Source organism: Flavobacterium anhuiense, assembly GCF_900101855.1.
In the GTDB taxonomy this organism is placed as follows: Bacteria; Bacteroidota; Bacteroidia; order Flavobacteriales; family Flavobacteriaceae; genus Flavobacterium; species Flavobacterium anhuiense.
Window position 1 is genome coordinate 563,881 of record NZ_FMVC01000004.1, and the last position, 20,552, is coordinate 584,432.

The 20,552-nt window shown below is 33.9% G+C and carries 20 protein-coding genes; 9 read left to right on the forward strand and 11 right to left on the reverse strand.

The genetic code is table 11. The features are described 5' to 3' along the window. Positions 1-132: 132 nt before the first annotated feature. From BLP44_RS13545 to cysC, 4 genes are read right to left on the reverse strand one after another with little or no spacing between them, the layout of a single operon-like run. Positions 133-795 (reverse strand): TrmH family RNA methyltransferase, encoded by a 663-nt coding sequence (locus BLP44_RS13545; protein ID WP_091133628.1) that lies wholly within the window; start codon positions 793-795, stop codon positions 133-135. 60 nt (positions 796-855) lie between these two features. Continuing rightward, positions 856-1,824, reverse strand: coding sequence for a sulfotransferase family protein (locus BLP44_RS13550; protein ID WP_091133630.1), 969 nt, complete (start codon positions 1,822-1,824; stop codon positions 856-858). Between the two features lie 2 nt (positions 1,825-1,826). Then, the gene (locus BLP44_RS13555) at positions 1,827-2,516 is read right to left on the reverse strand and encodes an aspartyl/asparaginyl beta-hydroxylase domain-containing protein (RefSeq protein WP_091133632.1); all 690 of its coding nucleotides are present in this window, start codon (positions 2,514-2,516) and stop codon (positions 1,827-1,829) included. Positions 2,517-2,520: 4 nt separating this feature from the next. After that, a complete protein-coding gene (gene cysC / locus BLP44_RS13560) occupies positions 2,521-3,048 on the reverse strand; it encodes an adenylyl-sulfate kinase (RefSeq protein ID WP_091133634.1) in 528 nt (175 codons plus the stop codon). Positions 3,049-3,213: 165 nt separating this feature from the next. Between cysC and BLP44_RS13565 the strand changes: the two genes are divergently transcribed. From BLP44_RS13565 to BLP44_RS13580, 4 genes are all read left to right on the forward strand, one after another. Then, complete coding sequence (locus BLP44_RS13565) at positions 3,214-3,915, forward strand: SIR2 family NAD-dependent protein deacylase (protein ID WP_091133636.1); 702 nt, start codon at positions 3,214-3,216, stop codon at positions 3,913-3,915. Next, positions 3,912-4,604 (forward strand): sterol desaturase family protein, encoded by a 693-nt coding sequence (locus BLP44_RS13570; protein WP_091133638.1) that lies wholly within the window; start codon positions 3,912-3,914, stop codon positions 4,602-4,604. Before BLP44_RS13565 ends, BLP44_RS13570 begins: the two co-directional genes overlap by 4 nt. Before the next feature lie 69 nt (positions 4,605-4,673). Continuing rightward, complete coding sequence (purB, locus tag BLP44_RS13575) at positions 4,674-6,020, forward strand: adenylosuccinate lyase (RefSeq protein ID WP_066033777.1); 1,347 nt, start codon at positions 4,674-4,676, stop codon at positions 6,018-6,020. A gap of 169 nt (positions 6,021-6,189) precedes the next feature. After that, positions 6,190-8,427 (forward strand): cation:proton antiporter domain-containing protein, encoded by a 2,238-nt coding sequence (locus BLP44_RS13580; protein WP_091133641.1) that lies wholly within the window; start codon positions 6,190-6,192, stop codon positions 8,425-8,427. 148 nt (positions 8,428-8,575) lie between these two features. Here BLP44_RS13580 and BLP44_RS13585 read toward each other — a convergent pair whose 3' ends face one another. Then, positions 8,576-9,214, reverse strand: a complete 639-nt coding sequence (locus BLP44_RS13585) for a peroxiredoxin (RefSeq protein ID WP_008468040.1) — start codon at positions 9,212-9,214, stop codon at positions 8,576-8,578. A gap of 112 nt (positions 9,215-9,326) precedes the next feature. Further along, on the reverse strand, positions 9,327-10,238 hold the full coding sequence (locus tag BLP44_RS13590; protein ID WP_091133643.1) for an AEC family transporter: 912 nt from the start codon (positions 10,236-10,238) through the stop codon (positions 9,327-9,329). Positions 10,239-10,354: 116 nt separating this feature from the next. On the opposite strand from BLP44_RS13590, the gene BLP44_RS13595 reads away from it, so the two are divergent. From BLP44_RS13595 to meaB, 3 genes are all read left to right on the forward strand, one after another. After that, on the forward strand, positions 10,355-10,762 hold the full coding sequence (locus tag BLP44_RS13595; RefSeq protein ID WP_008468038.1) for an RrF2 family transcriptional regulator: 408 nt from the start codon (positions 10,355-10,357) through the stop codon (positions 10,760-10,762). A gap of 56 nt (positions 10,763-10,818) precedes the next feature. Continuing rightward, complete coding sequence (locus BLP44_RS13600; RefSeq protein ID WP_091133645.1) at positions 10,819-11,460, forward strand: NAD(P)-dependent oxidoreductase; 642 nt, start codon at positions 10,819-10,821, stop codon at positions 11,458-11,460. Between the two features lie 298 nt (positions 11,461-11,758). Then, entirely contained in the window at positions 11,759-12,856 is a 1,098-nt protein-coding gene (meaB, locus tag BLP44_RS13605; protein ID WP_091133647.1) for a methylmalonyl Co-A mutase-associated GTPase MeaB, read from the forward strand. A gap of 59 nt (positions 12,857-12,915) precedes the next feature. Here the strand turns inward: meaB and BLP44_RS13610 are convergent, their stop codons facing one another. From BLP44_RS13610 to BLP44_RS13620, 3 genes are all read right to left on the reverse strand, one after another. Further along, entirely contained in the window at positions 12,916-14,853 is a 1,938-nt protein-coding gene (locus tag BLP44_RS13610; protein ID WP_091133649.1) for an LTA synthase family protein, read from the reverse strand. A gap of 36 nt (positions 14,854-14,889) precedes the next feature. Continuing rightward, on the reverse strand, positions 14,890-15,117 hold the full coding sequence (locus BLP44_RS13615) for a hypothetical protein (RefSeq protein ID WP_008468034.1): 228 nt from the start codon (positions 15,115-15,117) through the stop codon (positions 14,890-14,892). Positions 15,118-15,206: 89 nt separating this feature from the next. Further along, the gene (locus BLP44_RS13620; RefSeq protein ID WP_091133746.1) at positions 15,207-16,589 is read right to left on the reverse strand and encodes an MATE family efflux transporter; all 1,383 of its coding nucleotides are present in this window, start codon (positions 16,587-16,589) and stop codon (positions 15,207-15,209) included. Between the two features lie 189 nt (positions 16,590-16,778). On the opposite strand from BLP44_RS13620, the gene BLP44_RS13625 reads away from it, so the two are divergent. Beyond that, the gene (locus BLP44_RS13625; protein ID WP_008468032.1) at positions 16,779-17,297 is read left to right on the forward strand and encodes an outer membrane beta-barrel protein; all 519 of its coding nucleotides are present in this window, start codon (positions 16,779-16,781) and stop codon (positions 17,295-17,297) included. Positions 17,298-17,463: 166 nt separating this feature from the next. Further along, the gene (locus tag BLP44_RS13630; RefSeq protein ID WP_091133651.1) at positions 17,464-18,399 is read left to right on the forward strand and encodes a DUF6268 family outer membrane beta-barrel protein; all 936 of its coding nucleotides are present in this window, start codon (positions 17,464-17,466) and stop codon (positions 18,397-18,399) included. Between the two features lie 2 nt (positions 18,400-18,401). Here the strand turns inward: BLP44_RS13630 and BLP44_RS13635 are convergent, their stop codons facing one another. Next, positions 18,402-19,115, reverse strand: a complete 714-nt coding sequence (locus BLP44_RS13635; protein WP_008468029.1) for a LytR/AlgR family response regulator transcription factor — start codon at positions 19,113-19,115, stop codon at positions 18,402-18,404. 204 nt (positions 19,116-19,319) lie between these two features. After that, positions 19,320-20,339, reverse strand: a complete 1,020-nt coding sequence (locus tag BLP44_RS13640; RefSeq protein WP_244511773.1) for a sensor histidine kinase — start codon at positions 20,337-20,339, stop codon at positions 19,320-19,322. Between the last annotated feature and the right edge of the window lie 213 nt (positions 20,340-20,552).

The window sequence follows — 20,552 nt, forward strand, 5'->3', positions numbered from 1 at the left end:
CTTAGTTTACAGACTGATACTTTAAATACCATAAAAAAGACCGATAGTTTAAACTATCGGTCTTTTCTTTTATTTATTTATCTAAATTTCTAGTTTATGCTTCGAACTGTGACTGAGACTGAAAACTGCGACTTATCTAGGATTATCCTGATAATATCTTGCCTCAATTCGTTTTATATCACGTATCGAATTTTTAGCCCAATCTAATCTTTTTGCTAAAATTTCTTCATCGCTTAATTTCCAATCAATATCAGATCTTCTAAGTCTGTTTGTCAAACTTTGAATAATAATCGCTGCAGAAACTGAAATATTCAAACTTTCTGTAAAACCTACCATTGGTATTTTTAAGAAACCATCTGCGTTATCCATAATTTCTTTTGACAATCCTTCTTTTTCTGTTCCAAAGAATAAAGCGCTTGGTTTTGAGATATCAAAATCTTCAAGCATACAGTCTTTTTCATGTGGAGTTGTGGCAATAATCTGGTATCCTTTGCTTCTTAAATCTGAAAGGCATCCTGAAACCGAATCAAATCGGTTAATGTCAACCCATTTTTGCGCACCTAAAGCAATTTCTTTATCGATTCTTTTTCCAAAGCGCTGTTCAATTACATTTAATTCCTGAATTCCAAAAACTTCACAGCTTCGCATTACCGCACTTGTATTATGCATCTGATAAACATCTTCTACTGCAACTGTAAAATGTTTTGTTCTATTTTCTAGTACTTTTAAAAAATTAGCTTTTCTATTTTCAGTTAATATGTTTTCTAAGAATGCGAGATAATCTAAATCAATCATTTTATTTAAGTTTGGCGCAAAAATACATAAATAAAAGAAAAAGAAGCTTCGTGCAAATTTTCAACGCGCCAAATCTTCAATGAAATTGGCATTCAGCTTTTCGTGAAGCAGATTAACTTCATTCAAATTAATAGACAAAATATCGTCTTTGTAAGAATCTCCAATAAAAACAGTATTTTCATTTTTAGAATGTTTTTTAAGTCGTTCCAACATGCCATTTAATTCAATTTCGGAAAATTTGACATTTATGAAAGCTATAAATCTTTCTACGACATTTTTCATTCCATCATTATAATTCAGCAGTATCACATTGCTGTCTTTTTCATAAAAATGGAGAAAACCTTGAAAATATTTTTCTAAAACCAAAGCTTGATACTGCTGAAAACTTACCTCTTGAACTTCTTTAGAAGTAATTCCAAAAACACTCGACGGAATTAAATTTGGAATCATATGCATACCCGCCATCTTTTGGTGCGACCTTAAAACTTCTCCTGGATTTCGATACAGTAATGCAAAAGGAATTTTAGGAAAAACCGATCGCAAATAAGAAGCCTCAAAAATGCTCCACGCGTCTAGTTTTATAATCAGATTTTTTTGTTCAGTAGATCGTTTCTGTCCAAACAATCTTATAAGCGATTGAAGCAAAATGGTTTTAGTACCTGCATCAAAAGCATCGCTTCTTAAAATCTGATCGACAATTGGAGCTTCAGACACCATAATGTTTTCAGACGAAGTCGCTAAGCACTGACTTAACATAGTAGAGCCACATCTTGATATATGAAAAACAAATCCTTTTAATGGTACAAATTCGAGTTCGTTAGACCATTCAATTAGATTTTCTGTTGTACTTATTAATTTAAACAGTTTTGAATTATAGTTGTGGCTTCTACATTTCGCAATTGTTTCTTCAAAAAAAGGATCTGCAAAAGGAATATCAGAAAAATAAAGCCATTCAAAATAGACTTCATTTTCTTTTTCAATCAATTTAATCGGAATCCAATTTGAGATAAGATGCTGTATACTTTCCATTTTTATGGGTTCATTTGTGATTGAAGTTCGGCAATAATCTTAGCATTGGTTTCAGATGGGTTTCTGGAAAGCTCTGCAATAATCTGTCGTTTTACCTCATCTGAATGCTGTATTTTGGGTACGAAATTCACATCAAAACCCATTTTAGAAAACAATTCATCAGACCAATCATTTCTTATGCAATCTAAAGTCAAATGAATTCTAGGTTCTGAACTTTTATTCTGAACACTGTGCGGCAATTGAAAATTGGCATACCAACACTCTCCCATTTTCATTGGAACTAGTTTTTTATCTACATAAAAATAAACTTCAGAATTGGTTACAATAGGAACATGAATCCTGAAAAAACCATCTTCATACGACGTATCATTATCAACATGCTCTTTTATCTCACTATTAGGACCCAGTCTTAGTAATCTCACCGCTTCTTTTTCGCATTCAAACCAATCCATTATTTCTTTAAAATACGGACAGCTATCCAACAAAGGCGTATTTTTATATTCTTTATCTGCAAAAGAAAGTATGTCGGTTTCCAAACCAGATTGCGACCGCAAAGAAACGCTTGTCCATTTTCCTTCGTAACGATTCGTATTAAAATGCGGTGTCCATAAATTGGTCTCGCAAGTCTGTAAATCGTTTTGCAGTTTTTCTATTGAAAAAGAAATGGGAAGCTGGCAGGAAGAAGGATTCATAACCTTAAGATTTTAAATTGCTAATTATAAAATTGTAGAGTTTATTGGCAGAAACCAAAACAGCTTCTGAATCTGTTTTTAGTACTAGATCTGCTTTTTCTGGAATTTCAAAAACATCGCTTATACCCGTAAAACTTCTAATTTTATTTTGATCATGATCTGGCAGTAATGCTCTTTTGTATAATCCCTTCGGATCTCTTTCAATCAAATTAGCAATAGAGCAATCAAGGAATACCGTTTTTACAAATTCAAAAGCTCTTAATTCACTTCTAACATTTTCATACGGATTTATAACCGACATCAAAACGATTTTATTTTCCTCGATTAAACTTCGGCCAACCTTAAAAAGACGCCGTACATTTTCGCATCGGTCTTCTTTAGAAAATCCCAAATCTTTACAGATTGTCTGCCGATAAACATCACCATCTACTATTTCAGCTTCGTAATTATTTTGAAGCAGCAGATGCCTGACATTTTCTGCCAAAGTCGTTTTCCCTGAACCAGAAAGCCCTGTAAATTGAATTAAAATCATTTAGAAACGCTTTTTTCAAATAGAACATTAAAATTAAATAATTCAGAAAGAGAGACAAAGCGTATAAACCCCCATTCTTTTATCCCAAAAAGTATAGTTTCTCCTCGCTATTTACTAAACATTGAATAAAGAAATCACTATTTTTATCTTTTAATATAACTACGAATGAAAAAGAAACTGGTTGTTTTAACAGGAGCAGGAATTAGCGCTGAAAGCGGCATTAAAACTTTTCGCGACAGTGATGGTTTATGGGAAGGACATGATGTTATGGAGGTCGCAACTCCACAAGGCTGGCATAAAAATCAGGAATTGGTTCTGGATTTCTACAATAAAAGACGCCAACAGTTAAAAGAAGTAAATCCGAATTTGGGTCATATTATTTTGGCTGAATTGGAAAAAGACTTTGACGTACAGATTATAACTCAAAATGTTGACGACCTTCATGAACGCGCAGGAAGCACAAACGTTTTGCATTTACATGGCGAACTGCTAAAAGTGCGAAGCACTCAAAATAAAAACCTGATTTTAGATTGGACAGAAGATTTACTTACAGGAGATTTAGATTTGAACGGATATCAATTACGCCCGCATATTGTTTGGTTTGGCGAAGAAGTTCCTGCACTCGAAGAAGCTATTGACATTACAGAAACCGCAGATTATTTTGCTGTAATCGGGACTTCTCTGCAAGTTTATCCTGCCGCTGGATTAATTTCTTATACTCCAAGCACAACTCCTGTTTTTTATATTGATCCGAAACCTATTTCGATTCCGAATCTTAGAAATAAAGTTGAAACCATTGCCAAATTTGCTTCTGAAGGAGTTGCCGATTTAAGGGAGAAATTATTGAATTTAGAAAAAACAACATGATTTTTGAAAGTTGGTTACAGCAATTATTTCCGTTTAATCTATTCTGCCTCTTTGTTTTCTTTTTAATTGAAAACTCTGCGCTGGTTGTTTTATCGGTTTTAATTGGAAAGATGCTAGAACCCGAAAACACTTTTTTAAAGAATAAAGATCGAAAATGGGTGCTTTCTACGCTGCTTTGCAATACATTCATCACTTTAATCGGTTTTGAATTGTATCGCTACGGAATTATGAAAGTAGATTTTTCAGCCTCTATTAAACTTATCATTTTTGATACTCTTTTATTGATTCTTCTGATGGATCTTTTCATGTTCATTTTTCATTTTCTGGTTCATCATTTAAAATGGCTTTACCCAATTCATAAATTGCATCACACGCATGTAGAAACTAATGTTTATAGTTTATATGTTCTTCATCCGATAGAAACTTTGGGTTTTGGCTTTATATGGCTGTTTTTAATTACGATTTTGAAGTTTAATTATTTGAGCATCATTATTTATCTCGTTTTAAATCTGTCTTATGGAATATTCGGGCATTTAAAAAAAGACATATTTCCATCTTTTTGGTACAGCAATTCCTTTACAAAATGGATTTCGACTACTAAATTCCATAACGATCATCATAAAAATGAGTCTCACAATTACGGTTTTTACTTTACCATTTGGGATAAAATTTTCAAAACCATGATTTAAGCTCAAATATAGCTTTCAGAAGTTTTAACAATACCTTATATTTGCACCTTTCGAAAAAACAACATCACAATGACTACTCTAAACGAATTGAATGCTATATCACCAATTGACGGAAGATATAGAAATAAAACTCAAAATTTAGCACCTTTCTTCTCTGAAGAAGCTTTAATAAAATACCGCGTTTTGGTTGAAGTGGAATACTTCATTGCTTTATGCCAAATTCCGTTGCCTCAGTTGCAAGGTATTGATTCTAGTCTATTTGAAAGCTTGAGAAACATCTACAAAAACTTCTCAACTGAAGATGCTCTTTGGATTAAAGAAACAGAGAAAGTAACCAATCATGACGTAAAAGCGGTTGAATACTTTATTAAAGATGCTTTTGAGAAATTAGGTTTATCTCAATACAAAGAGTTCATTCACTTCGGATTAACGTCTCAAGATATTAATAACACTGCCATTCCGCTTTCTACAAAAGAAGCGTTTGAGCAAGTTTATATGCCAACTTTAATTGCTGTAATTGCAAAATTAAAAGAATTGAGCGTTGAGTGGAAAGACATTCCAATGCTGGCACGTACACACGGACAGCCTGCATCTCCTACTCGTTTAGGAAAAGAGATTTTGGTTTTCGTAGAGCGTTTAGAAGAGCAAATGCGTTTGTTATTTAACATTCCGTTTGCTGCTAAATTTGGAGGAGCAACCGGAAATTTCAATGCGCACCACGTAGCATATCCACAAATTGACTGGAAACAATTCGGAAATAAATTTGTTGAAACTGATCTTGGTTTAAAACATTCTTTCCCAACTACTCAAATTGAGCACTACGATCATTTTGCCGCTTTCTTTGATGCTTTAAAAAGAATCAATACGATTATCATCGATTTAGATCGCGATATCTGGACGTATGTTTCAATGGATTATTTCAAACAAAAAATCAAAGCTGGAGAAATTGGTTCGTCTGCAATGCCACACAAAGTAAATCCAATTGATTTTGAAAACTCAGAAGGAAACTTAGGAATTGCAAATGCTATTTTTGAACACCTTTCTGCAAAATTACCAATCTCAAGATTACAGCGTGACCTAACTGACAGTACTGTTTTACGTAATGTTGGTGTTCCTTTTGGACATACAGTTATTGCTTTTGAAGCTACTTTGAAAGGATTAAATAAATTGCTTTTAAACGAAAGTAAATTTGCTGAAGATTTAGAGAAAAACTGGGCAGTAGTTGCTGAAGCTATTCAAACTATTTTACGTCGCGAAGCGTATCCAAACCCTTACGAAGCTTTAAAAGGATTAACAAGAACTAATGAAGCAATCGACAAAAATGCGATTCATAACTTTATTGCCACTCTGGAAGTTTCAGATGCCGTTAGAGCAGAATTATTGGCTATAACGCCTAGTAATTACACAGGAATTTAAGAAAAATACCAAATATTTTACCAAAAAAAGCTATCTTTATCGAGATAGCTTTTTTTTATTAAATCCAGAGGCAAATCCAGGTTAGACTCCTTTTATTTTAATAGGAGCCAATGAATTTCATTTGAAATAAAAAGCTGGATCAGCCGCTAAAAAAATACCACGTTTTTATATGATTGCATTAAATGCCGCTGCGGAAACTTCACACCACTTACAACCTTTAATTAGTGATTTAGGATTAATCCTGATGACCGCCGGAATCGCTGTTCTATTATTTAGAAAAATGAAACAGCCTTTGGTTTTAGGTTACCTTATTGCAGGATTTTTAGCTGGAAACCATTTTGATTTCTTCCCATCTATCACCGATATGAAAAGTGTCGAAGTTTGGGCAGAAATTGGGGTTATATTTTTACTTTTCAGTTTAGGACTCGAATTCAGCTTTAAGAAACTAATGAAGGTTGGAGGGACTTCTTCTGTCACCGCCATAACCCAGATCTTGTTTATGACCGTAATTGGTTACGCAGTCGGGCAATGGATGGGCTGGGGAAAAATGGACAGTATTTTCTTGGGAGCCACACTTTCTATTTCGTCCACAACTATTATTATCAGAGCTTTTGATGAGTTGGGCGTAAAAGGAAAAAAGTTCGTCGGAATTGTTTTCGGAGCTTTAATCGTCGAAGATATTGTGGCAATTCTGATGCTGGTTTTGCTATCAACTATTGCTGTAAGCGATCAGGTTTCGGGAACAGCATTATTACAATCTGTTTTAAAACTTATTTTCTTTTTAATTATCTGGTTTTTAGGGGGAATCTTTATTATTCCAACTATTTTCAAAAAAGCTAAACATCTGATGACAGATGAAATGCTACTCATCATCTCATTAGCATTATGTCTAATGATGGTCATTTTTGCTTCAAATGTTGGTTTTTCTCCAGCATTAGGCGCTTTTATCATGGGATCTATTATTGCTGAAACTACAATGGCAGAGAAAATTGAACATTTAATTCAGCCTGTAAAAGATTTTTTTGGTGCTGTTTTCTTTGTATCTGTCGGAATGTTAATTAATCCTGTAACATTGATAAATTATGCACTCCCTGTCGCCATAATTACTTTACTGACCATATTCGGAAAAGCTTTTAGTTCTTCTATTGGTGCTTTGATTTCTGGCCAGCCGTTAAAACAATCTGTTCAAACCGGAATGAGTTTGGCACAAATTGGAGAGTTCTCATTTATTATTGCCACTCTTGGAATGTCCTTAAAAGTTACTAGTGATTTCTTGTACCCAATTATTGTGGCTGTATCTGCAATCACGACATTTACCACACCTTTCTTAATTAAATATTCTGAACGTTTTGCTTTCTTTTTAGAGGCAAAAATGCCTAAAAGATGGGTTAAAAACATTAACCGTTATAGTGTAAATGCACAAGCCATTAAATCTGTCAGTACTTGGCAAATTGTACTTCGTTCTTCGATTACGCAAATTATTCTTCATACCATTATTATTACAGCCATTATATTATTGTCCTCCAAATTTGTAGCGCCATTGGTTGCCGATACACGATTCGGAAATACATTAGCCGCTTTATTGACTCTGGTTGTAATTGCTCCATTTTTATGGGCACTTTCGCTCCGTCGAGTAAAAGTAGATGAAGTTGAAACCCTTTGGGAAGAACGCAAATATCGTGGCGCACTTTTAATGCTGATTCTGATAAGAATGAGTCTCGGCCTATTCTTTGTCGGGTTTTTATTGAATATTTTCTTCTCCCCTTTAGTAGCTTTCGTAGCGCTGATTATTGCAATAGGAGCTTATCAAATTTTCCCTAAAAAACTAAATGAGCAATACCATAAAATTGAAAATCACTTTTTGAAAAATCTAAACGATCGCGAAAACAAAAAGATCGATAGACGATATGCCAATTTAATGCCGTGGGACGGACACATGTCTTTCTTCGAAATTAAAAAAGAATCAAATTTAGTGGGTCAGACTTTACAGGAACTCAAAATTCGTGAACAATTAGGAATTAATATCGCCTACATTAAACGAGGAGAAGTCACCATTCCAATTCCGACGAAAACGGAACGTCTATTTCCAGGCGATGAAATATGTGTAATTGGAACTGATGCACAAATAGCAGAATTCACCAAATTCTTAACTCAAAACGAAACAGAACCGCCTACAAAAGTAGAAGAAACCGATATTGTTTTACGACAGCTTGAAGTTTTTCAAGACGAGTTTATTCAAAAAAGCATCGGACAGTTCAGAGCCAAAACAGACGGAATGGTCGTAGGAATTGAACGAAACGGAAACCGTATTCTAAATCCAGAATCTAGTTTGATATTAGAGAAAAATGATATTCTCTGGGTTGTAGGAGATAAGAAAAGAATGAATGCTTTGTTGGCGGCCAAGTAATTTCTTTTTTTAAAAGGGACAAAGTAACAAAGGGACAGAGTAATAAAGGTCCTGGTAAAAATAAAAAGGCTGAGATTTTTCTGTTTGAAAAATCTCAGCCTTTTTAACTTTGTCTCTTTGTTACTTTGAACCTTTGCCCCTATAAAAATTATTTATTCGGCTGCGGAGTCAATCTCAAATAAGGTTTGATTGGCGTATGTCCTTTTGGAAATTTAGCTGGAATATCGCTATCTGGAATTGCAGGTGCGATTACCACATCTTCTCCATCTTTCCAGTTTGCAGGAGTGGCAACGCTATAATTGGCAGTCAATTGTAAACTGTCAATTACACGAAGTAATTCGTCAAAATTTCTTCCAGTTGAAGCTGGATAAGTCAAAGTCAATTTTATTTTTTTATCTGGTCCGATAACGAAAACAGAACGCACTGTAAATTTATCGCTTGCATTTGGATGAAGCATATCGTATAGATTTGCTACTTTCTTATCCTCATCGGCAATGATTGGGAAATTTACTTCTGTATTTTGAGTTTCGTTGATATCTTTAATCCACTCTTTATGCGAATCTAAACCGTCTACACTCAGAGCAATAACTTTAGTATTTCTTTTTTTGAATTCTGGCACATAATTCGCCACAGTTCCCAATTCAGTAGTACAAACTGGCGTAAAATCTGCTGGATGTGAAAATAAAACACCCCACGAATCTCCTAACCATTCGTGAAAATTAATTGGTCCTTGCGTGGTTTCTGCTTGAAAGTCCGGAGCTATATCGCCTAATCTTAATGTTGACATAATTTCATTTTTTTAGTTCATCTAAAATTAACCAAAAAAAGCATATAGAAAACATTGATTTTCTTAAAAAAAGTTAAAATTCTACTTTGTCGATATAATTAGTATTTTACTCCTAAATAAAACTCAAAACAAAATACCAAAAAGCAAGCGTAACAAAGGAAATTGGAATTCCAAAACCGATCATCATACTGCTTAATTTTGGTTTTAATCCATAAGTTGAAGCTAAGATCGCACCCGTTATCATGGGCGCCATGGCGGTTTCCATTATTGTAATTTTTATGACTTCAGAATGTTGGTTAAAAATAAAAACATATAGCACAAAAATTATAAAAGGAATCAAAAGCAATTTAAAGAAAAGTCCAAGTCGTAAAAATTTCCAATGCTGGCTTTTTCTATCAAAAGTCAATTGCAAACCAACAGAAAGCAAAGCTAAAGGTGTTACTAAACTTCCTATTTTTAGCAATACTGACTGAAAGTTATCATTTAAATTATAATCGAAAATATTCATTAGACATGCCAAAACAAACATCAGAAATGGCGGAAACGTGATAATTTTTTTGAAAATTCCTAAGGCATTCGGACTTCCTTTAGAATAAAAAGCCGCTGTAAAAACCCCAAGTGTTGAAACTACTACAAAAGTTCCCGGCTGATCAACTAATACAGCCGTTTCCAAACCTTTCTTTCCAAACAAAGCCTCAATAATCGGGTATCCTAAAAAAGAACTGTTGCTTAATCCTGCTGTCAAAATCAAACAGCCAATCAGTTTATTGGACCAGCCATTTCTTCTTCCTAAAAAATGAAAAAAAATAAAAGCCAGAATATAAGTAATCCACCCCGCTCCTATTGGAAATAGCAATTCGCTGCTCCATTTTATTTTAGGAATATGATATAAAGTAATGGCAGGAAGGCAGAAATAAATAACAATTTTATTGAGCGTCTTATAGATATGAGTGGGAAACTGTTTTACGTGCTGTAAAACCAAACCCAGCGAAAGAAAGAGAAATATTAGTATAAAGTTGTTCATATGTAAGATCATCACAAAAATAAGTATTTAAAATTTGAGGTAAAGAATTAATTTTTAGTTAAATTAGTACTTTGTGTTACAAAAAGATGTAAATTTGTAACATATTTTATTACAGTATGATTTCAGGTAAATTTGCCATAACGATTCACATTCTTACTTTGCTCCATAAATTCCCCAATGATTATTTGTCATCGGAGTTTATTGCGGGAAGTATTAATCTAAATCCTGTTTTGGTTCGAAAAGAAATTGCCAATTTAAAAGCTCATCATATTGTAGAAAGTAAAGAAGGAAAAAATGGCGGTACAAAATTAGCGGTCAATGCTGCTGATCTAACTTTAAAACAAATATTCGAAATGACCTTTGAAACAATTGGGTTAGGCTTTGCAAAGAATCAGCCGAATCCTGATTGTCCTGTTGGAAAAAACATCAATCAGCATTTGGAAGCTTTATATAGCGAAATGAATCAAAACGTCAGCAGACAGCTGGAGGGAATTTCATTGGAAGATTTTTCGAATCAATTTTAAAACTATTTTTTTACCCGAAACTGTAACATTTTTTATTACTAAATAAATTTAATATTATGAAAATCGCACTTATAGGAGCTACAGGATTTGTTGGCTCAGCAATTTTAAACGAATTAGCAGACAGAAAACACGAAATCACTGCTATTGCAAGAACTCCAAAAGATACAGCAAATGCTAAATGGATTGCTGCAGATATTTTTAATGTTGACGCTTTGGCAGAAATCTTGAAAGGTCACGATGCTGTTGTCAATGCTTACAATCCCGGTTGGACTAACCCTAATATTTACGATGATTTTTTAGCAGGTTCACAAGCTATTCAGGAAGCGGTTAAAAAATCGGGTGTTAAACGTTTTATTACAATTGGTGGAGCTGGAAGTTTATATGTTGCCCCAGATTTACAAGCAGTTGACACTCCAGATTTTCCAAAGGAGATTTTCCCTGGAGCCAACGCCGCCAGACATTATTTAAATATCATCAAAGAAGAAAAAGATTTGGATTGGGCATTCTTTAGCCCTGCTTTCGAAATGCATGCTGGAACTAAAACAGGAAGAACTGGAAATTACCGTTTAGGTTTAGAAAATCCTGTTTTTAATGACGAACAAAGAAGTATTTTATCTGTAGAAGATTTAGCTGTTGTAATTGCTGACGAAGTAGAAACTCCAAAACATCATCAAGTACGCTTTACAGCTGGATATTAATTTTTAAAGATGCTAAGATGCTAAGGCACTAAGATTCTAAGTTTTTTTTGCCACGACTCGAGCGATAGCGAAAAGGCGAAGCAATTCACGAATTTTCATTTGAAAAACTATGTCTGATATTATTATTCGAATTAATTCGAAAAAATAATCTCAAAGATTTTAAAAATAAAATTCGTGAATTCGTGGCAAATCTTTTTTCAGCTCATTTTGAGAATAACAAATTCGTGCAATTCGTGGCGAACTAACTTTTTGAAACTGTTTTTGTTTTCTGTACTTTTACATTTCTAAAAAGTGCGTTTTGTCAAATTCTAATAAACAAACTGGCAATATATCTGAAAAAGCTGGAATTTCACCTCCCGAAATCACCAATATTTCGGCTATCAATCAAATTAAAAGCAAACGCAGGCAACAGCCCACTTCTCAAGAACTAATTGATGGCATTTTAGAAGGAAACAGAACTTCTCTCAGTCGCGCGATTACTTTAATTGAAAGCACTAATCCAGATCATTTTGAGAAAGCTGGCGAAGTTATTCAAGGCTGTTTGTCTCATGCCAATAAATCAATTCGCATTGGAATTACTGGTGTTCCGGGTGTTGGAAAAAGTACTTTTATTGAGGCTTTTGGAAAACACCTGACACAATTAGGAAAAAAGGTCGCAGTTTTAGCAGTTGACCCAAGCAGTTCTCTTTCACACGGAAGTATTTTAGGCGACAAAACTAGAATGGAGGAATTGGTTAAGGACGAAAATGCATTTATCCGACCAAGCGCTTCGGGAGAGACTTTAGGCGGTGTAGCAAGAAAAACCAGAGAAACTATCATACTTTGTGAAGCCGCAGGTTTTGACACCATTATTATTGAAACTGTTGGTGTAGGCCAAAGTGAAACTGCTGTTCACAGTATGGTCGATTTCTTTTTACTTTTAAAGATTTCTGGTGCTGGCGACGAACTTCAAGGCATTAAACGTGGCATTATGGAAATGGCAGATGCTATTGTCATTAATAAAGCTGATGGCGATAATGTAAAAAAAGCCAATCAGGCGAAAGTAGAATTTAATCGCGCTTTGCATTTATTTCCTCCAAAAAAATCAAACTGGCAGCCGAAAGTAACTACTTGCAGTTCGTTGACAAAAGATGGCATTTCTGAAGTTTGGAACACTATTTCTGATTATTTTGAAATGACGAAAGAAACCGGGTTTTTCCAAGAAAAAAGAAATGAGCAAAATCACTTCTGGATGATGGAAACCATTAACGAACAGCTAAAACAAAATTTCTATAATCAGCCAGAAATCATATCATTATTAGAAGAAAGTAAAAAAGCAGTGCAAAACAATGAAATTTCATCGTTTGCAGCTGCTTCTAGTTTGTTGAAAATATATTTCAATAAAGAGACAAAGTAACAAAGTAACAGAGATACAAAGTGACAGAGTAAAAGCTTTGTTTCTTTGTTACTTTGTTACTATTTTTTAGCTCTAAGCTTATACTTGCTTTCCTTATACAAATTCCCTGCTGTAATAACATGCGCCAAAGCATCTTTTGCTAAATCTTCGTTTAGTTTTACAGGAACTAAAGTGGTATCATTTTTTATTTCAAATTGAAGTGGTTTCAAATTGGGTTGCATGATCACCACTTGGTTTTCTACTCTAAATGCATTGATATCATTAAACTGCATAATAGATCTTCCTTGTACTTTTGGATCTAGTTTAGCTAGATTTCGACCTACCATAGGAGTTTCGAAAGGCATTCCTAAATATCCTAATAATGTTGGCGGAATATCAATCTGACTTGCCAATCTATCATAAATAGCTCCTTTTGGAACTCCTGGCCCCATGATAAATGCTGGAATATGGAATTTATTGATTGGAACTAAATTTTTACCATACGTTCTGGTATTGTGATCTGCAATTACAATGAAAATTGTATTTTTAAAATACGGTTCTTTTTTAGCCATTTCAAAGAATTTTCCAATAGAGAAATCGGCATATTTCATAGCATTGTTTACCGTATTAGGCTTTTTATCATAAGGTTTAATTCTTCCTGCCGGATATTCAAAAGGCTCATGATTTGAAGTCGAGAACATTAAAGAGAAAAACGGTTTATCGCCTTTTGATTTAAAATACTGATTGGCTTTGGTCACCAAATCTTCATCAGAATAACCCCAAGTTCCTTTGAAAGCATATTTATTTCCATCAGAATCAAAATCAGTTTGGTCCACAATGTCTGTAAAACCATTTCCGTTGAAAAAAGAAGCCATGTTGTCAAAATTGGCCATTCCGCCATAAATGAAACTGGTATCGTAACCTTTTTGTTTTAATGCTTCCGCTAAAGTAAAAAATCCTTGCTGTGAGTTTCCAAGCTTTACAACACTTTCTGATGGCGAAGGCAAAAATCCGGTCACAACCGCTTCAATTCCGCGTACGCTTCTGGTTCCTGTGCAATACAAATTGGTGAACAAAGTTCCCTCTTTAGATAATTTATCAAATTCTGGAGTCAATGGTTTACCTCCTAAAATTCCAACATATTCTGCACCTAAACTTTCTTGCAAAAAGATAACCAGATTGTATGGTTTCTTTACAACGGAATCTGGTTGCTGCACATGTAAAAACGGGATATCTTTATCTGTAAAATCGTTTGGCCCAGCGATCATGTATTTCTTTACACGAGCAATTGCCTCGGCTTCATCCATTTTACCATACATTTTAGTATTTCCTTCATTTTTGATCGAATAAGCTGCAAAAGCTACTGTATAAAATGAATTTAATCCCAAAGTATTTGTCAATTGATCTGTCGAGAAAACAGCATTACTCGCATTAATAGGACGTTTTGAAGTTAGACTCGAACGCGCTCCAAAAAACAATAAAAAAGCCACTAATGGAAATACCATTAATTTGAATTTGTAATCTGCGCTGGTCGTATGAAAATATTTTTTCCCCTTTTTGAAAGCAAAATACATCACAACTCCCAAAATTAGGAATGTCACGACGATAGAAGTCAGATAGCTTTTTAAAAGCATTCCAACCACTTCTTTCGGATAAATAAGATAATCTAAGAAAATCTTATTTGGACGCGTGTCATATTGTTTTACAAAATCTGGCGAAGCTAATTCCACAAAAAGAATTAAAAACAGAAATAGAAAACTATAAATTACCAGAAATTTGTTGGTGAATTTTATCCATTTATTCGGCAGAAAAGTAATTAGCAATGCGGGTAGAAACGACAAATAGCAAAGCAATATCAAATCCATTCGAAGACCGATTGGAAAAATATACCAGAAATCTGGCGTTTGGACTACTCTTTCTTTAAAAAGAAAAAATAAAAAGATTCGGCTTAGAGTGGTTATCAATAATCCGATTGCAATAAAACTAAAAATCGGCTTTAGGAAACGTAAATTTTTCATTAAAAATAGTATAGGAACGTAAGATCAGAAAAACAATTACTCTTCGTAACGGTTAATTTCTCTATCATAAAACTCATTTGCTTTTTCAATTAAACTTTCCATTTCAGCATTTAATTCTGCTTCATCAAGATCTTCAGGTTCTTCTAAAAACTCAACCTCATCGTCTTTTAAATTGATAATAAATCTTGGATAATCTAGGTGGATGATAAAAATATCATCTGGAAAATCAGTGTTGTCTCCAAGTAAAAATTTAGGTAATTCCATATGTTTATTTTTTTTTAGTAATTGATTAATTTATTGTTTTGCTACTGATTTCATATATAAAAATCAGCCTTTTATTTTTTCAAATTTAATTATTCTGTATCTGAATTCTTAACCAATCTTTTGGTTAAGTAATGAAAACGGACATACAAACAGATCGCTGCGGCTGTTAAACCTGCCAAAAGTCCGACCCAAACACCTTGCGCTTTCAATTCGGTGTGTTCTCCTAAATAATACGAAATAGGAAAACCAATAACCCAATAGGCTACAAAAGTAATGTACATAGGCACTTTTACATCTTGCAATCCGCGCAAAGCACCTAAAACCACAACTTGGATTCCGTCAGAAATTTGGAAAACAGCTGCAATTAAAAGCAGTTTTGAGGCAATGGCAATTACTTCCTCATTATCCAAAATCTGTCCAGTATTCTCCATATTCAAGAAAATATTTGGAAGATAATCGTGGAAAACAATAAAGAAAATAGCAAAAACAGTTTCTAAAATAATGGCTAGCAAAAATATAGAACGTGCTACAACAATCAGTTTTTTATAATCCATCAACCCTCTTTGATTACTTACACGAACCATAGAAGTCACGCTTAATCCCATTGCAAACATAAAAGTCATCGACGCCAAACTCAAAGCAATCTGATTTGCCGCCTGACTTGTCTTTCCGATATTCCCGCAAAGCCAAATCGAGGCAGTAAATAAAACTACTTCAAAAAGCATTTGCATCGCAGAGGGAAATCCGATACTGATAATTTTTTTTATGGTTGCTTTTTTTATTTCATTAAAACTAAAACCTTTAAAAAAGCGTTTTAAATCGTCTCTTCGCGAAAGCATAATGTGCATGAACATTACTAAAAATATTCTAGAAATTACAGTTCCTAAAGCCGCTCCGATAATTCCCATTTTTGGAAAAAACCAAATACCGTATATTAAAACATAATTAATTCCAACGTGAAGAACGTTTGCCATTACCATAGCATACATAGAATATTTGGTTAACGACATTCCGTCTGCAAACTGTTTATAACCCTGATACATTACTAATGGAATTAGAGAAAAAGCCACCCATCCTAAATAGGGTTTTGCCAGCACGATTACATCTGCTGGCTGTTTTAGCAATTCCATAATGGGTTTAGCAAACATGATTATCGTAAAAAGCACTAATCCTAGAATGGTACAAAGAAATAATCCATGATGAAAAGCCGACCGAATTTTAGTATCATTTTTCTCCGCATCACCTTCGGCAACAATTGGCGTAATAGCTGTAGAAAAACCAATTCCCAAAGACATTGCAATAAAAATCATGCTATTTCCAAGTGAAACTGCCGCCAATTCCGTGCTTCCAATTTTACCAACCATTATATTATCGACGATACCAATTAAAGTATGTCCAACCATTCCTAAAATAACAGGATATGCCAGCCTTAAATTATACGAAAACTCTTTGGTGTACTGCTTTAAATTCACTTCTAATCTATTTTGTGCGCAAAGATAGTCAGAAGCTTCGAATTCTATCCTATCAATAAAAATATATCCCAATTTTAAGACAAAAATAAGACGAACTCAATATTATGTAACGATTTTTAAAAATTGTATAACAAACTCCAAATGGCTTCCATATAATTTTACATCATAGAAATTTCAAAAATATAAGCCATGAAAAAATTACAGATGTTATGCCTAGCTGCGTTCACGTTTTTATTTGCCAACACAACTTTTGCTCAAGACAGCGAAGTCGAAAATTACGATCAGGGTTTTAGATTAGGAGTCGGTTTAAATGGAGGTCTTCCAACCGATAACGATTATGACTGGTCTCTGGGTGGAGATGTACGTTTACAGTACGATCTTTCTAAAAAAACATCATTAACCTTAACAACGGGATTTACAAATTTATTTATGGGGAAAGATGAACTTGGAAATAACATAAAAGATCTTGGATTCATTCCAGCCAAAGCAGGTTTTAAAGCTTTTGTATTAAAAGATCAATTTTATGTTTTAGGAGAACTGGGTGCTGGTTTTGCTGTAACAAACGGTTACGATAAAACTACCTTTTTATGGGCTCCAGGAATTGGTTATGCCAACAAGTACATCGATTTAAGTGTTCGTTACGAAGATTATCATGACTTTAGAACCAATCAAGTAGCATTGCGTGTTGCTTATGGTTTTAAACTTTAAAAAATAGGTTTAATTTATTATTTTGTTTTTGGTAAAAATCCGACAGCTTGTAATAGTTGTCGGATTTTTTATTTTATACCGTTGGTCAAAAGAAAAGTGCTGGTAGTCAAATGATTTTTTTGGATTGATTTAGAACGTGGTAATTCGCAGAAAAATTAATCAAATTATGAGCAAAACAATCTTTTATCTATCGCAGCTTTTTCTTTTTTTATTGGCTACCCTAGCTGCACGTTCACAATCAGGAATTTCAGGTGAATTTAAACTCGATTATGTCCCATTTTCTAAATATGTACGGCCAATAGACAGCACTAAGACAAATGCTGAAAGCAATTTTAAAAGAGCACAGCTGGCCTTTGAAGTGCCACTATCTTTAAAAATGGATAAATACGATCATCCAAAACTCTGGTCGGTATTTTTTAATGCCAGTTATGCCAAAATGGAAAACAGAAACTACAACATTCAAGATCTTCCAATAGAATTTCAAAGCGGATTCCCGAATGAATTGCTCAATACGCAAATTGGAGTCAAACATTTGCGCTCTATTTCTTCTTCTTGGTCTTTATTAATTATGGCTTCTGTAGGTGTTTATACGGATATGGTTGAAATTAATAAAGATGATGTCCTGCTTCAAGGCGGCATTCTTTTTATCAAACAATTTAATCCTAAACTGGCTTTGGGTGCTGGTCCGGTTTTAACTAATAGTTTTGGTGTTCCGATGGTTCTTCCTGGAATTTATTTTAACTGGGAATCTACTGGCGCTTTACATTTTAAAGTTGCTTTTCCCGAAGGTGTAGAAATAGGCTATCGAATGTCTGATAATTTTGACTTAAAAGCAGTAGTCGAAATAAGCGGAATGACAGCTGAAACCAATATTGGAAATAAATCCACTCTGCTTGGATATCAGCAGATAATTGCAGGCTTACGACCTCAGATGAAATTTGGAAAACATTGGATTTTAGAACCAACTGGAGGAACTACTCTTGTTCGAAGTTTTTCGACAACAAACCGAAAAATTAAAGAAATCTTTAAGGAAAAAGATATTGCTGATCCAAGATTCACGACCACTTTTTATGGAGCAATAGCTCTAAAATGGAAATTCTAGAGCTATCTGCTTAATAAGTTTTTATACACTACCTCTTTCAATAATTCCTCACGGCGTGTTCTTGAAATAGGTAGTTCTTGTCCTTTTATAAATAAACGTCCGCCAGAAATAGAATCTATATGCGTAACATTTACGAGAAATGATTTATGGATTCGAAAGAAAATTTCTTTGGGAAGTGTTTCTTCTAATGAAATCATCGTCTGATGAATAATCAGCACTTTATCTTTAAAATGAAGTTTAGCATAATTTTGCATTCCTTCGATATACAAAATATCAATCCAAGAAATTTTCTGAAATCCTTCTTCCTGACGCACATACAAAAAAGGATCCAATTGATTTTGTTTTGGCGAGCTCAGCATCTGATGCCATTGTTTTGCTTTTAACGAAGCCTGATAGAAACGCTGAAAAGTAATTGGCTTTAATAAATAATCCACAACCTGAAGGCGGTATCCGTCTAAAGCATGTTCTGAATAAGCAGTTGTAAAAATCACCAATGGCGGGTTTTCTAAAGATTCTAAAAATTCCAATCCAGACAAATAAGGCATATTTATATCCAGAAATAATAAATCTATCGCTTTTTCCTGAAGATAGGAAGTGGCTTCTAGAGCCGAAGCACAAGTGCCAACAGTTTCGAGAAAATCAATTTTAGAAACAAAATCTGCTATTCCGTTTCTTGCTATAGGTTCATCGTCGATTATGAGACATTTCATTTTCATAGTTTTTTTGTTTCTGGTTTGTTTTTTGTTTCCCGCAGATTTGACAGATTTAGCAGATTTTTTCTTTAACGGCAAAGTACACAATCCCGATAGCTATCGGGATCGCAAAGTTCGCAAAGTTTTAATTTTTGTAAATAATGCTTAGAACACAAAGCATTGCAGATTTAAAATTCGTGCTAATTTGTGCAATTCGTGGCAAAAAAATTATTTTAAATCTAAAACCACTTCAACAGTAAAATCAGAATCAGTTTTATGAATATCTAATCTGTGTTTCTCTGGATATTGTATTTCCAGTCTTTTCTTTACATTCTCTAAACCTAATCCTTGATTTTTTGAAGGTATTTTGTATTGCTCTGTATACGAGTTTTCAATTTTAAAACTCAGCTGATGATTTATTTGCTCGCAAGACAAATGCACATATCCTTTTTGATTTGGAAGTCGGGAAACATGTTTAAAAGCATTTTCGATTAACGGAACCAAAAGCAACGGCACAATCTGAAGCTGTCCATTTTCAATGCTCCATTTGCTTTTGACTTCCAATTCATTTCCCCAACGAGTTTCTTCAACAGCAATTAAATCCTTTAAATATTTGATTTCAAGATGCAAAGGCACATATTCCTTGTTGCATTCATACAATTGGTACCGCAAAATATCCGAAAACTGAACCAATAAATCTGAAGCTAACTTTACATCGCTTTGCATTAGAATATGGATATGATTTAACACATTAAACATCAAATGCGGATTGATCTGATCTTGCAAAATCTTGATTTGCGCTTCTAAATGCACTTGTTTCAATTCTGCATGACTTCTTTCGATAGCATTATGTTCCTGATAAAACCGAAGTCCGCAGGCTGTGCTACTTATTAAAATTGCGGCTGGAATGCTGCCATAAAATTGTGTCCATAAAAACTGAAGTGTACTCAAATCAGCTTGATCGGGATATAACCTGCTTCTTGATTCTGGATTTGAAAAAACGGCATATATGGTTGCGAGGCAAAATGACAGAATAAGAACCACCACAATACCTTGCAAGGCAAACAAAGCCATTTTATTTTTTCGCAAAGCACGAGGCAATAATACATCACTTAAAAAATGCGCTAAAGCGGTTGAACAAAATAAAATTAAAACGGACTGAGAAAAAGCAGACCAAAAACTGTAATCTTCTATTAGCTGTCCCCAAATTGTAAAACCTAACAGACACCAGAAAAAGACTAAAAACATCCAGTGCCTATTTTTATTGATTGCAATCATCTATAAATAATTTCTTGAGAAAATTTAACTTCAAAAGTAGCCCTATATTTTTTAAACAAACAACAAAGGACCATAATTGTAAAGCGCTATTGAAATTAATTTGACAAACTGCGTTTTTGTGTTGACTAATGGTATATAAAATAACCCCGACAGTTTAAAAAAATTATCGGGGTTCAAAATTAT

Excerpts from the sequence above, each read along its gene's own strand:
- BLP44_RS13545 (WP_091133628.1), bottom strand. The coding sequence starts at position 795 with ATGATTGATTTAGATTATCTCGCATTCTTAGAAAACATATTAACTGAA.
- BLP44_RS13550 (WP_091133630.1), bottom strand. The coding sequence starts at position 1,824 with ATGGAAAGTATACAGCATCTTATCTCAAATTGGATTCCGATTAAATTG.
- BLP44_RS13555 (WP_091133632.1), bottom strand. The coding sequence starts at position 2,516 with ATGAATCCTTCTTCCTGCCAGCTTCCCATTTCTTTTTCAATAGAAAAA.
- cysC (WP_091133634.1), bottom strand. The coding sequence starts at position 3,048 with ATGATTTTAATTCAATTTACAGGGCTTTCTGGTTCAGGGAAAACGACT.
- BLP44_RS13565 (WP_091133636.1), top strand. The coding sequence starts at position 3,214 with ATGAAAAAGAAACTGGTTGTTTTAACAGGAGCAGGAATTAGCGCTGAA.
- BLP44_RS13570 (WP_091133638.1), top strand. The coding sequence starts at position 3,912 with ATGATTTTTGAAAGTTGGTTACAGCAATTATTTCCGTTTAATCTATTC.
- purB (WP_066033777.1), top strand. The coding sequence starts at position 4,674 with ATGACTACTCTAAACGAATTGAATGCTATATCACCAATTGACGGAAGA.
- BLP44_RS13580 (WP_091133641.1), top strand. The coding sequence starts at position 6,190 with ATGATTGCATTAAATGCCGCTGCGGAAACTTCACACCACTTACAACCT.
- BLP44_RS13585 (WP_008468040.1), bottom strand. The coding sequence starts at position 9,214 with ATGTCAACATTAAGATTAGGCGATATAGCTCCGGACTTTCAAGCAGAA.
- BLP44_RS13590 (WP_091133643.1), bottom strand. The coding sequence starts at position 10,238 with ATGAACAACTTTATACTAATATTTCTCTTTCTTTCGCTGGGTTTGGTT.
- BLP44_RS13595 (WP_008468038.1), top strand. The coding sequence starts at position 10,355 with ATGATTTCAGGTAAATTTGCCATAACGATTCACATTCTTACTTTGCTC.
- BLP44_RS13600 (WP_091133645.1), top strand. The coding sequence starts at position 10,819 with ATGAAAATCGCACTTATAGGAGCTACAGGATTTGTTGGCTCAGCAATT.
- BLP44_RS13610 (WP_091133649.1), bottom strand. The coding sequence starts at position 14,853 with ATGAAAAATTTACGTTTCCTAAAGCCGATTTTTAGTTTTATTGCAATC.
- BLP44_RS13615 (WP_008468034.1), bottom strand. The coding sequence starts at position 15,117 with ATGGAATTACCTAAATTTTTACTTGGAGACAACACTGATTTTCCAGAT.
- BLP44_RS13625 (WP_008468032.1), top strand. The coding sequence starts at position 16,779 with ATGAAAAAATTACAGATGTTATGCCTAGCTGCGTTCACGTTTTTATTT.
- BLP44_RS13630 (WP_091133651.1), top strand. The coding sequence starts at position 17,464 with ATGAGCAAAACAATCTTTTATCTATCGCAGCTTTTTCTTTTTTTATTG.
- BLP44_RS13635 (WP_008468029.1), bottom strand. The coding sequence starts at position 19,115 with ATGAAAATGAAATGTCTCATAATCGACGATGAACCTATAGCAAGAAAC.
- BLP44_RS13640 (WP_244511773.1), bottom strand. The coding sequence starts at position 20,339 with ATGTTTTTAGTCTTTTTCTGGTGTCTGTTAGGTTTTACAATTTGGGGA.